Origin of the sequence: Streptomyces flaveolus, assembly GCF_014648815.1 — a bacterium.
GTDB lineage: Bacteria > Actinomycetota > Actinomycetes > Streptomycetales > Streptomycetaceae > Streptomyces > Streptomyces flaveolus.
In genome coordinates this window covers 285680-298880 of sequence record NZ_BMRV01000004.1, presented here as the reverse complement: position 1 = coordinate 298880, position 13201 = coordinate 285680, and the positions used below count along the sequence as shown (strand labels likewise).

Annotated in this window: 10 protein-coding genes; 6 read left to right on the top strand and 4 right to left on the bottom strand. The window is 75.8% G+C overall.

The window, feature by feature from the left end; genetic code table 11:
• Positions 1-35 precede the first annotated feature (35 nt).
• Positions 36-2126 (top strand): PhoX family protein, encoded by a 2091-nt coding sequence (locus IEZ05_RS12350; RefSeq protein WP_189230103.1) that lies wholly within the window; start codon positions 36-38, stop codon positions 2124-2126.
• A gap of 19 nt (positions 2127-2145) precedes the next feature.
• On the opposite strand, the gene IEZ05_RS12345 is transcribed toward IEZ05_RS12350, so the two are convergent.
• The 4 genes from IEZ05_RS12345 to IEZ05_RS12330 form a co-directional block, all read right to left on the bottom strand.
• On the bottom strand, positions 2146-3192 hold the full coding sequence (locus IEZ05_RS12345; RefSeq protein WP_189230102.1) for an endonuclease/exonuclease/phosphatase family protein: 1047 nt from the start codon (positions 3190-3192) through the stop codon (positions 2146-2148).
• Positions 3193-3236: 44 nt separating this feature from the next.
• Complete coding sequence (locus IEZ05_RS12340; RefSeq protein ID WP_189230101.1) at positions 3237-3620, bottom strand: ADP-ribosylation/crystallin J1; 384 nt, start codon at positions 3618-3620, stop codon at positions 3237-3239.
• Positions 3621-3680: 60 nt separating this feature from the next.
• Positions 3681-4592: a hypothetical protein gene (locus IEZ05_RS12335; RefSeq protein WP_189230100.1), complete on the bottom strand. Its 912-nt coding sequence runs from the start codon at positions 4590-4592 to the stop codon at positions 3681-3683.
• A 269-nt stretch (positions 4593-4861) separates the two neighbouring features.
• Positions 4862-5311 (bottom strand): hypothetical protein, encoded by a 450-nt coding sequence (locus tag IEZ05_RS12330; protein WP_189230099.1) that lies wholly within the window; start codon positions 5309-5311, stop codon positions 4862-4864.
• Between the two features lie 157 nt (positions 5312-5468).
• Here IEZ05_RS12330 and IEZ05_RS12325 point away from each other — a divergent pair, with 157 nt between their 5' ends.
• The 5 genes from IEZ05_RS12325 to IEZ05_RS12305 all read left to right on the top strand — a co-directional run bounded on the left by IEZ05_RS12325 (position 5469) and on the right by IEZ05_RS12305 (position 12873).
• Positions 5469-6617 carry a PP2C family protein-serine/threonine phosphatase gene (locus IEZ05_RS12325; protein WP_189230346.1) on the top strand — a complete coding sequence of 383 codons (1149 nt, stop codon included), beginning with the start codon at positions 5469-5471 and terminating at the stop codon, positions 6615-6617.
• A 63-nt stretch (positions 6618-6680) separates the two neighbouring features.
• Entirely contained in the window at positions 6681-7748 is a 1068-nt protein-coding gene (locus IEZ05_RS12320) for a serine/threonine-protein kinase (RefSeq protein ID WP_189230098.1), read from the top strand.
• A gap of 106 nt (positions 7749-7854) precedes the next feature.
• Entirely contained in the window at positions 7855-8217 is a 363-nt protein-coding gene (locus IEZ05_RS12315) for a hypothetical protein (RefSeq protein ID WP_189230097.1), read from the top strand.
• Positions 8218-8224: 7 nt separating this feature from the next.
• Entirely contained in the window at positions 8225-11467 is a 3243-nt protein-coding gene (locus IEZ05_RS12310) for a caspase family protein (RefSeq protein WP_229869693.1), read from the top strand.
• A complete protein-coding gene (locus IEZ05_RS12305; RefSeq protein ID WP_189230096.1) occupies positions 11467-12873 on the top strand; it encodes an extracellular solute-binding protein in 1407 nt (468 codons plus the stop codon). The genes IEZ05_RS12310 and IEZ05_RS12305 overlap by 1 nt, the downstream gene beginning before the upstream one ends.
• Positions 12874-13201: the final 328 nt, after the last annotated feature.

Sequence of the window (13201 nt, the reverse complement as noted above, 5' to 3'; positions counted from 1 at the left end):
CAAGAGCATCACAGGTCATCCCAGGGGAGAACGAAGTGCGCAAGCTGCTGCCGTTGATCGGAACGCCGTCCGGTTCGCATCCCGGCGGCCGGTCCGCCATGACGTGCCGTTTCCGGTGTGGTGACGCCTGCTTCCACGAGGTGCCCAACACCAGCTCCAACGAGTACGTCGGCGACGTCATCGCGGGTGCGCTCAGCCGCCGTTCCATGATGCGCGCCGCGGCCGTCGTCACCGTCGCCGCGGCGGGCGCCGGAGCCGTGGGTGTGGCGGGGGCGCCCTCCGCGCAGGCCGCGCCGGCGGCCGGAACGGGCCACGGGGCGGGACACGGGCAGCAGCCGAAGCCACAGGGTGCGCGCGGGCTGCGGTTCGCGCCCGTGGCCCCCAACACCGAGGACGCCGTCGTCGTACCGGAGGGGTACCGGCAGGGCATCGTCATCCGGTGGGGCGAGCCCATTCTGCGCGGTGCGCCTGCCTTCGACCCGGAGAAGCAGACCGCGAAGGCGCAGGCCGGGCAGTTCGGGTACAACAACGACTTCCTCGCGCTGCTGCCGCTGAAGGGCGAGCGCGGTCGGCAGCTGCTCGTCGCCAACCACGAGTACACCGACGAGATCCTCATGTTCCGGGGCTACGACCCCGAGAACCCGACCCGCGAGCAGGTCGAGATCGCGTGGGCCGCGCACGGGCTGTCCGCCGTCGTCGTGGAGGAGGACCGCAGGAGCGGCAGGCTGACCCCGGTGCCGCGGCACCACCTCAACCGGCGCGTCACCGCCACCACCGAGTTCCGGCTCACCGGCCCGGCCGCCGGGTCCGACCTGGTGAAGACCTCCGCCGACCGCACCGGCCGCACGGTGCTCGGCACCCTCAACAACTGCTCCGGCGGCACCACCCCGTGGGGCACGACGCTGCACGGCGAGGAGAACTTCAACCAGTACTTCGCCAACGGCAGCCGCGCCACCGACAAGCGCTACGGCATCGGCACCGGCGCCACCGAGCGCAAGTGGGAGCGGTTCGACAAGCGCTTCGACGTCGCCCAGGAGCCCAACGAGGTGCACCGCTTCGGGTACGTCGTCGAACTCGACCCGTACGACCCGCACTCCACGCCCCGCAAGCACACCGCGCTCGGCCGCTTCAAGCACGAGGCGGCGACCGTGCGGCTGACCTCCGACGGGCGTCCGGTCGTCTACACCGGCGACGACGAGCGGTTCGACTACTTCTACAAGTTCGTCGGCAGCAAGCGGATGCGGCACGGCAGCAGCCGCAGCGCGCGCGAGCACAACCTCACGCTGCTCGACGAGGGCACCCTGTACGTCGCCAAGCTCACGGGCGACTCCCCCGCCGAGGACATCGACGGCACCGGGAAGCTGCCGCGCGACGGTGAGTTCGACGGCAGCGGCCGCTGGATCCCGCTGGTCACCGCCACCGCCGACGGTGCCGTCTCGCACGTCGAGGGCATGACGGCTCAGGAGGTCTGCGTCTTCACCCGTCTCGCGGGCGACAAGGTCGGCGCGACGAAGATGGACCGGCCCGAGGACATCGAGCCCTCCCCGCAGACCGGCAAGGTGTACGTCGCGCTCACCAACAACTCCAACCGCGGCAAGACCGGCTACGCGGGCCCCGACGAGGCCAACCCGCGCAACAGCAACAAGCACGGCCACGTCCTGGAGCTGACCGAGCGCCGCAACCGGGCCGACGCCACCACGTTCGCCTGGTCGCTGTTCCTGGTGGCCGGTGACCCGGAGGACCCGGCGACGTACTTCGCGGGCTTCCCGAAGGACGCCGTCAGCCCGATCTCCTGCCCGGACAACGTGGCCTTCGACGGCCACGGCAACCTGTGGATCTCCACCGACGGCAACGCGCTCGGCACCCACGACGGTCTCTTCGGCGTCGCGACCAAGGGCGACCGGCGCGGTGAGCTGAAGCAGTTCCTGACCGTGCCGACCGGCGCGGAGACCTGCGGCCCGCTCGTCCAGGACCGGCGGGTGCTGGTCGCCGTGCAGCACCCGGGCGAGGTCGACGGCGCCTCGGTGGAGCAGCCGGCCAGCACCTGGCCCGACGGGCCCGGCAAGATCGTGCGCCCGGCGGTCGTGGCGGTGTGGCGCGCGGACGGCCGCGACATCGGCGTCTGAGCACCCGGTACGACGAGGGTCAGCCGTCCGTCGCGTGCAGCGTGAGGTCGACGACCAGCGCGCGGTGGTCGGTGTCGGCCAGGTCCAGGAAGCGGGCGCGGTGGGCGGCGAAGTCCCGCGACACCAGCACGTGGTCGATCTGCGTGCCGAACACCGGGGTCGTCCGGGACGGCCAGCTGGGTGTGCGGTCCTGGCCGGCCAGGCGGGCCGCGTCGTGCAGTCCGGTGTCGAGGATGCGCCGGAAGGCGGCGTGGTCCTGGGAGGCGTTGAAGTCGCCGGCGAGGACGGTGGGGGTCCCCTCGGCCTCGGCGGCGGCGTCGCGCAGCCGGCCCAGCTCGGTGCGCCACAGGCCGAGCTGCTCCGGCAGCGGCGGCATGGGGTGGGCGAGCTGGAGGCGTACGCCGTGGCCGCGCACGTCGGCGACGGCGCCGGGCATGCCCATGGTGGCGGGGATCCCGGGGGCGGGTGCGAGCGGGAAGCGGCTCAGGATGACCGACCCCTCGGAGCCGCCGCCCTCGACGGCCTGCCGGTGCGGGTACTCGGCGCCGAGCTCCCGCCGCAGGGCCGCGTCACACGTGTACTCGCACTCCTGTACGAACAGCAGGTCGGGTTTCTCGCGGCGCACCGCGCCGATCAGCGCGTCGGTGCCCTGCCCGAACTCGACGTTCGACGTCAGCACCCGCAGTTCGGCGACGGGCGGCCCGGCCGGTTCGCCGGTCTTGCCGTACGGCTCGATGAACCAGGCCAGCAGTCCGAGCAGCGCCACGCCCCACACCGCTCCCGTCCACCACCGGGCGAGCAGCGTGAGCAGCAGCCCGGCAGCGGTCGGCACCAGCAGCCAGGGCAGGAAGGCGAGCAGTTGCGGCACCGGCGTGATGCCGTCGGTGCCGGCGATCCGGCAGCCGACGACCGCGCTGACCCCGGCGAACAGCAGCCCGGCACACCAGGCCCCCAAGCGCCGCCCGGCCCGGCGGCCCGCCGGCCCGCCGTGCGTGTCCGTCCACGCGCCCCTCGCCGTGTCGGTGTCCACGTACCGGCCTTCCGCTCGCGGGTGCGATGTCCGCATGCTTCCTCAAGGACGGCGCGCGCGGACGGAAAGTTGCCTTCCGGCTACGCGTCCGTGGTGTCCGCCGTGCCCGCGGTGTCCGCGTGGAACTCCCGCACGACCTCGATGCGGCCCACGATGTGCCGGTTGAACTCGTCCAGCTCCTCCGCCGGGACCCACAGTTCCAGGATCGTCCTGCCGCCGGCCTGCCGTACCGGGTAGCGCGCGAGGAACGCGGTGTCCGCCTCGAAGCGGGTGACGTACCCCGATCCGGAGGCGGGCACGTTCCAGTCGCGGGCGATGCGGACGGCGTAGTCCTCGTCGAGGACCGGGTAGAAGATCGGCTGCTCGGGCAGGCGCGGGGGCCAGGCCGTCCAGCCGGACGCCTCGACGAGGGCCAGCTCCTCGGGGCCCGTGGGCCGCCACAGGGTCGTCGTCTCGCGTCGCATGATCGACGACGGTAGCCGTAGGGGCGGATCCCGGACCAGGGGATTTCCGCGCTCCGGGCCTCAGAGCCGGGCCCGTGTCGAGCGGGACGGGGCCGGCTCGACGGCGGGTCCCGCGGGGGGCCGGCGGCGCAGCAGATGTCCGTACCGGCCGGTGACCCAGGAGGCCGCGGCGACCGTCAGACCGAGGCCGACCAGCAGCCAGGAGGCCGTGCGCAGGGTCGCGGTGAGCGCGTCGTAGACGGCGCCTGCGGCGGGGCCGTCCACCGCGCCGGGCAGCTCGGCCAGGGTGAGCCGGCGGCCGACGAGGACGGCGAGGGCGAGCAGCACCCCGCCGACGGCCGTGCCGAGGCCGGTGGCCGTGAGCGCGCGCCGCCGGCAGGCGGCCAGGGCGATGCCGGCGACGGCGAAGACGACGGCCGCGAGCGGCAGCCAGAAGGCGGCGACGTCGAGCACGTGGTAGCCCTTCCTGAGCCGGTCCACCTCGTGGGCCGGGAGCACGGTGACCTCGGTGTGCCGGACGGGGATCCGCCGCGCCATCGGCACGTTGTCCCGGACGAGCCGGTTGCGGACCCGCGCGGTGACGGGGGCCAGGTCGACGGTGACGGGGCGCCCGGCGGCCCCTTCGTCGCGCAGAGCGCGCAGCACGGCGGCGTGGACGGCCCGGTTGGCGGCGTCCCAGCCCGTGCGGAAGGCCTCGGTCCGGGTGAAGGAGCGGGCCGCGTCCTGCACGTAGAGGCGCACGGTCGTGCGCATGGGGCCGGCGCCCACCTCGTTCATGACCCCGTCGCCCACCGTGTCCGCGACCGCGTCCCGCACGTGCGGGTCGGCGGCGAGCGGCGCCATGGCGGCGACGTACCGGCCGGTGTCGCCCAGTCCGTACGCCGCCCAGGCCGCCAGCGTGCCGCACGGTGCGAGCAGGCAGGCGAGGACGATCAGGAGGGCCGACAGGGCGCTCCGAAGACGTGAAGGCACCCTTCCAGGCAAGTCCCGCGGACCGGTCCGGGCGACCGGGATGCCTGCAGATGGCCCCGCCGGACGAGCCGAACGCGCGACGGGGCGTCCGGGTCGGGCGGGGACCGGCCGGGCAGGCCGGCGCGCTTCGGTCCGGCAGGCGGGCGGGACCGGCAGGCAGGGGCGGTCGGACCGGCGCGGCCGCGCAGGCGGGTGGCGGGCAGACGGATGGGCCCCGGCCAGGTGGCCGGGGCCCACTCACCGTTGCCGGGGACCGGGGGCCGCGCGGTTCAGGGGATGCGGTGGCCCGTGGCGTCCTCGCGGGAGTAGAAGACGTAGAACAACGCGGCGGTCACCGCGCCCGCCAGCAGCAGGGACGCGAGGATGCACGTGAACATGGCCACCCCGCTCTGCGCGTACAGGAAGCCCAGCGCGCTGCCCGCGAACGCGCCCCACAGCACCGCGTGTCCCTCGCGCGGCAGCCGCGCCGCCACCGCCCGGACCACGGCGTACAGGACGACGAAGGCGAGCGCGGTCATGAAGCCGAACAGCAGGTTCCAGCCGGTGACGGGACCGCCGTAGCGCCGGTTGGCCGCGGCCCAGTAGCCGTAGATCAGCCCGGCCACGACGGGCACCGCCCACTTCGCCACCAGATGGGTCCGCGGGCCGAAGACGTCGGGTGTCGTGCCGCGGGGGATCGCGCCGGCGGGCTTCCTGCCCGTGGGTACCGCGTGAGCCATGAGAGCACTCCTCTCTCCTCGCCCCCGTCTACCAGAGCACACCTGGCAGGGGCGGGTGGCAAGTCAGGATGCGGGCCGTGGGGGCACGTGTTTCGCTGGGCCGGTGAGGGGTCGCGCGAGAGGTCGTTCCGGCGGGCCGGCGCGCGGCCGGTGGCGGCTGCTCGAGGGCCTCGTCCGGGCCGCCGGGCGCGGTGACGCCGTGTCCCGGCACGAACTGCTGAGCGTGCGCGGCCGCAGCGTCGCCTGGTTCTTCCCGCTGGTCCTGCTCTTCGGCATCGCCGCGGCCGACGTCAGCACCGGCGCGTTCCAGATCATCTCCTGGACCGTTCTCGTGCCCGGTATCGCGGCGGCGGTCTGCGGAATGCTGGGCACGGCTGCCCTCGCGGTGCTCGCGGTCGTCGTCTACGCCCTCGCCGACAACGTCTGGCAGCACCACGAGCGGACCGGGACGTCCGGCCTGGTCCTCGTCGTCCTCGGCGGGTTCATCGCCGTGGGCGCCGCCGCGGTCCGGGTCGGCGGCGAGCAGCGCATGCTGCACATGCGGGACATCGCCGACACCACCCGCCGCACCGTGCTGCGTCCGCTGCCGGAGGGCTTCGGCGGGCTGGAGCACGCCGCCGTCTACCTCGCCGCCGACACCGAGGCCCGCGTCGGCGGCGACTTCTACGACGTCCAGCCCGGCCCGCACGGCACCCGCGTCCTCATCGGCGACGTGCAGGGCAAGGGGCTGGGCGCGGTGGAGACGGCGGCCGCGCTGCTCGGCACCTTCCGTGAGGCCGGGTACCACGAGCCGGACCTCGCGACGGTCGCCGATCGCCTGGAGACCCGCATACGGCGCCACCGCGAGCACACGGCGGCCCTCGGCCGTGCGGACGGCGACCGCTTCGCCACCGCCGTGCTGATCGGGTTCTCCCCCGAGCTGCCCGACGCGGTGGACGCGGTCGTCTTCGGTCACGAGCCCCCGCTGGCGGTCGGCCCCGGCGGCGTGCGGCGCCTGCCGGCGGTCGGCGGGCTGCCGCTGGGCATGAGCGACCTCGTCCCCGGACCGCCGGTGGCGGTGCACCGGCTGGCCCTCGCCCCGGAGGAGACGCTGTTGCTGGTCACCGACGGGGTGACCGAGGCCCGCGACGCCGCGGGACGCTTCTACCGGCCCGCCGACGACGTGGCCCGCGCCGTCGCCGCCGATCCGCGCAGCGCGGCGCCGCGGCGGCTGGTGGCCCTCGTCCGGGACGGCACGCTGCGGCACAGCCGGGCGCGGCTGGTCGACGACACCACCGTGTTCGCGGTACGGCGGCTGAACGGCTGACTGCCCGCTTTGCAGCCGCAGCGGTTACCGTGCTGCCGTACGTGATCGACAGGGGGAGGGGACATGCCCGGAACCGTGCTGCTGCTCGCGGCGTCGCCCGTGGGCCGGGGGTGCCTGGTGGACGCGGCCTCCGTGCTCCCCGTGCTCGCCGCCGTGCCGCCCGCCGTGCTGGCCGGGACGGACACCGCGAACGTCGTCGAACTCGCCGACCCGCTCGAGCCGCAGGCCGTCCTGACCCGGCTCCGGGCGGCCGCGGCGGCCCCCGGCCCGCTGACCGTGTACGTCACCGGGCAGCTCCAGCTGGACCGGCGCGAGCGCCTGCCCCATCTGGCGCTGGCCCGTACGACGCCCTCCACGGTCCGCTACACCGCCCTGCCCTGGCACTGGATCCGCGAGGAACTGCGGCTGCGGCCGAGCGGGGCGACGACGCTGCTGCTGGATCTGCACGCCGACCAGGAGACCTGGGAGTGGCTGCGGGCCCACCCGCTGGACTCGGGGCGCAACAACGCGGTTTACGGTCGCATCGCGCCGCCGCCCTCACGGCGGACCGTGGCGGCCCCCGCGTACATGCGCGGTGTCGCGACGATCCTGCGCAGCGGGCACCGGCCGCCGCCGGACCAGCTGCACCAGCAGGCGCTGGCCCGCTGCGCGGCCGACGGCGGCGCGAGCGGCGCGGACCTGCTGCTGGCGGCACCCGGGCCGGTGGCGGGGGACCCGCACGCCGTCATCGCCGCCGCCGTGCGGTCGGGGCGGCACGGGGACGCCGACGCCCTCGCCGCGCGTCACGAGCGGGCCGCCGCCCTCGCCCTCGGGCCCGCCTCCGAGGACGCGTTGCACTGGGCGGAGGTCCGGGCCGACCTGGCGATGTTCGCCGGGGACCCGGTGCGCAGCTGCCGGGCCTGGCTGGCGGTGGCCGAGGCCCGTCTGCGGGCCGGACAGGAACCGGGCACGCCCGCGGTGGAGGCGGCCGTGGACCGGGCACACCACCAGTGGGGCCTGATCCGCGACGCCGCGCGGGCCCGCGAACTGGGCGCCGCGCTCGCCGCGTTGCGCGGGCGCGTCCCCGGGCGGCGCGAGGGCGCGCTGGACCATGTGCAGCGGGAGCTGAGCCGGTTGCAGACCCAGGGCTGACGCCCCTCCCGCGAGCCCTCGCCCGGTGCGTGCGCCCGCGTGCGCATCGCGACGGAGGCGTACGAACCCTCCCCTGTGCACAACAGCGGTGCCATGATGGTGAGTTATGGCTGAGGGGGATGGAGTGGTGACGCGCGGTATCCGGGTCCGGCTGGACGGTACCGCGAGCGAGAGCGACATCGGCGCCCTGCACAAATGGCTGGAACGGGAGAAACCGCTCGACGAGCTGGTCCGGGCCGGCCGGCTGCGCATCGACGAACGGCGCCGGGCGGACGAGACCGGCGCCCCGATGGGCATCGGCATGGAGATCGTCGTGGCGTTCGTCGGGGGCGGCGCGGCCGTGGTGGTCCAGGAGGTGCTGGACCAGGTCAAGGGGGCCGTGGAGGCCTGGCGCTCCAACCGCAGCGAGGTGGAGGACGGCGAGCCGCCCGAGGGGCGCGTCGAGCCGGTGAACCTCGACGACAGGTAGGCGGCCGGTGACCGGTTACGACCCGCGGGGGCAGGCGAACCGGGCGCTGCTGGTCGGGGTGTCCGAGTACGACCTCACGGAGCCGCCGTACGGGGTGCCCGGCGACCTTCCCGCCGTCCGGCACAACCTGAACCGGCTGCGGGACGCGCTGCGGCGCGGCCGGGTGTTCCGCGAGCGGGAGATCACGGTGTGCCGCTCGCCGGACCAGGTCGACTTCGGCCGGGCGCTGCGGACCGCCGCCGACGAGGCCGAGGGCGTCCTGCTGCTGTACTTCGCCGGGCACGGGGCGATACCGAGCGCGGGCGACGAGCTGTTCCTGCAGATGCGCAACGCGAGCGTGGTCGCGGGCGGACACGCGGTCTTCCCGGGCGCGGAGATGTTCACCACCGTCCTGACGGTGCTCGCGGCCAGTGAGGCGCGGCGGATCGTGGTCGTCCTCGACTGCTGCTTCGCGGGCAACGCCGCCTGGATCTGGGAGACGTTCCGCGACAAGCGGCGGGTGCTGCTGCTGATGAGCGTGCAGGCCAACCACCGCACGGATGCGGGCGATCCGCGCACGCCGACGCCGTTCACCGACGAACTCGTGGCGCTGCTGGACAACGGCGACGAGGAGGTGTGGTTCCGCGGTCTCGCGGACGCGGTGCGCGCCCGGATGACCGGCGACGGCCACCGGACCGTACGCGGCGATCCGTGGGAACCGCAGAGCCGCACCGAGCCGGAGGAGGACGTCCTGCTCGCGGCGGGTGCCTCCGGCGGTGGGGCGCACGGCCGGTTCCCCTGGCACCGGGGAACCGCGCCCGGCCGGACGCACCCGGGGAAGCGCGACTCCGAGGGCACCGAGGTGCCGCCGCCGTCCGGGCAGCGGGACGAGTCCGGTGCCGGGCCGGGCAGCGGCGGCGGTGCGGGGGCGCTGCCCGGGGGCGCTGGGAGGCGCGGGGCTGGGGCGGCCTCGTCCGGGCGCGGCGGACGGCAGGAGGGTGAGGAGCGCCCGCCGCTGTCCGACGCGGGAGAAGAGCGACCGCCCGGCCAGGGCGGCGGCCCCGGCGGACGGCCACGGTCCGGGAGGGACGCGGAGACCGGGGGCGGGGCGGACGGGAGCCGGGCCACGGAGTCCGGCGGCGGCGGGGAAGCGGGCCGGGCCACGGAGTCCGGCGGCGGGACGGAAGCGGGCCGGGGCACGGAGTCCGGGCGCGGGACGGAAGCGGGCCGGGCGGCGAAGTCCAGCGGCGGAGCGGACGCGAACCGGGGTGCGGAGTCCGGCGGCGGGGAAGCGGGCAGGGTCGCGCAGGCCGGGCGCCGGGCGGACGCGGCCGGGGACGCGGAGACCGGCGGTCGGCCGGAAGCGGGCCGGGAGGGCGGGAACGGCTCGGGGCGAGGGCACGGACCGGGGCGGGCGTACGGCCGGCCGGGGCGAAGGGGCAGCTCGGCGGGAGGGGACGGAGCGGGGCGGGCGTACGGCTTGCCGGGGCGAGAGGACGGCTCGGACGGGGGGCCGGACACGCGTGGCGGAGGGCCCAGGGCGGCACGGTGGCTGCGGTGGCCGGGGCGCGTGGGGAGCGGCGTGCTGCTGCTGGCGTTCCTCGCCGTCGTCGGCATCGGCTCGTACCGGCTCGTCGCGACGGCCGGCGACCCGTCGGCCTCCTGCGCCCCGCCCCTGGAGCTGCGCGTGCTGACCGACCCCGACCTGGAGTCGACCGTCCGGGCCGCCGCGGACGCGTACCTGACGTCGGAGGAGAACACCACCGGCGACGGCTGCCGGCGCAGCGGCATCACCGTCTACAGCGCGGGCGCCGCCGACACGGTCACCGCCTTGCGCAAGCGGACCGGCGCGTGGCAGGAGCCCCGCGACGACGACACCAACCCGCAGCGTGACGTCGGCCCCCAGCCGGACGTCTGGATCCCCGGCTCCCGCGCCGACGTCGCCCGCGTGGCCGAGGGCCAGGACACCGACGCCGTGGCCGTCCTGGAAGCGGACGACGAGGCGTTCGCGTACTCCCCGATCGTGCTCGCCGTCCCGCAGGACATCGCCGCGGAGTCGCTGGACGAGCGGTCAGGTCCTCCGCTCAACCGGATGATCGACGACCTGCTCGCCCGGCGTGGCGACGCCGAAGTGCGCCGTCCCGACCCGGAGTTCACCGACACCGGCCTGCTCGCCACCGTCGGCCTGCACGCCGGCACCGGCACCGGCACCGGCGACCCCCGTCGCGCCGAGAGCCGCGTCGCCCAGCCGGGACCGCCCTCCCCGACCGCCGCCGACCTGCTGTGCACGCTGCCCGACGACGACGCCGTGGACGACCGCACCGCCGCCCTCGTCCCCGAGTTCCTGATGAAGAGCGGCGTCGGCTGCGACAGCGCCCGCCGCACCCCGCGCATGGCCCAGTACCCCGGCGACGTGCCCGGCCTGGAGCCCGTCTTCGTCCGCGTCCGCTGGCAGGGCGCCGACCGCGACGAGACGGCCCGGGACGACGTGGCCGGCCGTTTCCGCACCTGGCTCACCGGGGAGCGCGGGCGTGAGGCGTTCGCCCGGGACGGGTTCCGGGCGGCCACCGGCAGCCGCGCCCTGCTGGACACCACCGAGGACGTCGACGGGGTGCTGCGGGCGCCGTCGCCGCTGACCGAGTCGGCCGGCCGGGACGCGATGGAGGCGTCCCTGGAGGGCTACCGGGGCGCGGGCGGGCCCGGCCGGGTGCTGTTCCTGCTCGACAGCTCCGGTTCGATGGCCGGCCGCTGGGAGGGTCCCAGCGGCGGCCCCGGCCTGCTGAAGCAGTCGCTCGGCGGGCTCGGCCCACGGGACGAGTACGGCGTGTGGGCGGTGCACGGCGAGGACGGGGACCCGTACGACACCCTGCTGCCCTTCGGCCGCCACGCCCGCAAGGACGCCGAGCGCACCGTCGACCGGGTGGCCGAGGTCCGCGACGCCCAGGCCGACCCGTACCGGGCGCTGCGCGCCGCCCTCGACGACATGGAGCGGCGCGGCGCCGACGACGAGCGCCCCGGCCTGATCGTCTACGTCACCGACGACGAGGACGCGTCCCGGCTCACCGGCGAGCGCCTCGACGACGTCCTCTCCCTCGCGCGCGCGGTGCGGGTGCCGGTCGCGATGGTCTCGCTCACCGGCGGGGGCTGCGACCCGGGCAAGCCGGACGCGCGTATCTCGGAGGCGAGCGGCGGCCGGTGCCTGGACGCCGACGACGACCTCGGTGCCGCCCTGCACGACGAGGTCGCGCGCACCGGAACGGGGGAGGACTGATGCCGCGACCGCTCTCACGACGACGGCTGGTGGCCCGGTGGGCGCTGCCCGTCGCGCTGGCCCTGCTCCTGCCGACCGCCTGCACCGGCGGTGACGGGGACGCCGCCGGCGGTTCCGGGGCGACGCCGGCCGCCGACGTGCCCGGCGACATCGTGGTCGCCAGCGGCCGGGACGTCACCGGCAAGAACGGCGTCCGGCAGCGGCTCATCGACGCCTGGAACGCCCGGCAGGAGGAGGCCGGTTCCGGCTACCGCGCCCGGCTGGTCGAACTGCCCGGCAACGCCGACGAGCAGCGCAGCCAGCTCCTCGGCGCCCTCCAGTCCGGCAGCGCCGCCTACGACGTGGTCAACCTCGACGTCACCTGGGTCCCGGAGTTCGCCGCGGCGCGTCTGATCGGCCCGCTGCCGGCGTCCTTGCTCGACCAGGACGTCATCGCCCCGGTGGCGAGCACGGCCCGCTGGGACGGCGAGGTGTACGCCGTGCCCTTCAACAGCGACGTCGGCCTGCTCTACTACCGGCGCGACCACCTGCGGCAGGCCGGCGTCCAGGACACCGACCTGAGCGGCGGCGTGGACTGGAAGCGGCTGCGGAAACTGATCGAGACCCTCAACGACCACAAGCCCGCCGGCTACGAGAAGGGCTGGACGACCCAGCTGGCCGCGTACGAGGGCCGCACGGTCAACGCCGTCGAGGCCTTCGCGTCGGCGGCGTCCGACGTCACGCTCACCGACGAGGACGGCCACTACGTCGCCGCCGTCGAGGAGCTGACGCAGGGCATCGCCGAGCTGCGCCGCCGCACCGAGGCGCCGTACATCCTCCCGGACGCCGCCCACTCCGACGAGGCGGCCTCCCTCGGCGACTTCGCCGCCGGGCGCACCACGTTCCTGCGGCAGTGGCCGTACGCCTACCCGACCCTCTCCCAGACGTTCCCCGGCGACCGGCTCGGCGTGACCGCGCTGCCGGGCCGGGCCGTGCTCGGCGGCCAGAACCTCGCCGTGACCTCGGCGTCCCAGCGGTCCGGCAAGGCGGCCGACCTGATCAGGTACCTCACCGGCAAGGAGAGCGAACGCTGCCTGCTGGACGCCGGTTTCGCGGCCACCCGCACCTCGGCGTACGTGGACGAGACCGTGACCTGCGCGGTGCCCGCCGCGGCCCCGTCGGCGGCCCCCACCGGCGAGGGCGCCGACACCATGCCCCGTGACGCGGCGGGCCGCCCGGCCTACGCCCGCCACACCCTGCTTCCGGCCCTGCAACAGGCGGTCCACCGCCCCCGCACCCCGCTGTACGGCGCCTTCACCCAGACCTTCACGACCCAGCTCGGCGCTCTCTTCGCCGACGACCCGCCGGGCGACGCGGAACTGGCGCAGCGCCTGGACGAGGCGCTGCGGGAGGCGCTGCCGGACTGAGCGGTGGCGCGGGCTCCGTGCGCCCCGGCCGTGTCCGCCCGGGACTCAGCGCGGGCCGGGGCGTGGCGCCCCGGTGTCTCCGTCGGGCCGGACGGCCGACGCGAGCGAGCCGCTGACCTCCCCCACCCGGCCGGCCCCACCTCCCGGGGGGCGCTCCGCCGACTGGGCCGGGCCCGCGTTGGCGGCCAGGACCAGAGCGGCCACGGCCGCGACGGCGGCGGCGACGCCCCTGGCGTACCTCCCCCAGTGCCTGAAAGGCCTGGGGGGTACCCCCAGGGCGGTGTGTGTGTGGTCGGGCACGGCGTCCTCTGGGGGAAGGTGTGGGAGG

What these genes read in the sequence shown, in the direction of transcription:
- IEZ05_RS12345 (WP_189230102.1), bottom strand. Translation starts at nt 3,192, where the DNA reads ATGCGGACATCGCACCCGCGAGCGGAAGGCCGGTACGTGGACACCGAC.
- IEZ05_RS12340 (WP_189230101.1), bottom strand. Translation starts at nt 3,620, where the DNA reads ATGCGACGCGAGACGACGACCCTGTGGCGGCCCACGGGCCCCGAGGAG.
- IEZ05_RS12330 (WP_189230099.1), bottom strand. Translation starts at nt 5,311, where the DNA reads ATGGCTCACGCGGTACCCACGGGCAGGAAGCCCGCCGGCGCGATCCCC.
- IEZ05_RS12320 (WP_189230098.1), top strand. Translation starts at nt 6,681, where the DNA reads ATGCCCGGAACCGTGCTGCTGCTCGCGGCGTCGCCCGTGGGCCGGGGG.
- IEZ05_RS12315 (WP_189230097.1), top strand. Translation starts at nt 7,855, where the DNA reads ATGGCTGAGGGGGATGGAGTGGTGACGCGCGGTATCCGGGTCCGGCTG.
- IEZ05_RS12305 (WP_189230096.1), top strand. Translation starts at nt 11,467, where the DNA reads ATGCCGCGACCGCTCTCACGACGACGGCTGGTGGCCCGGTGGGCGCTG.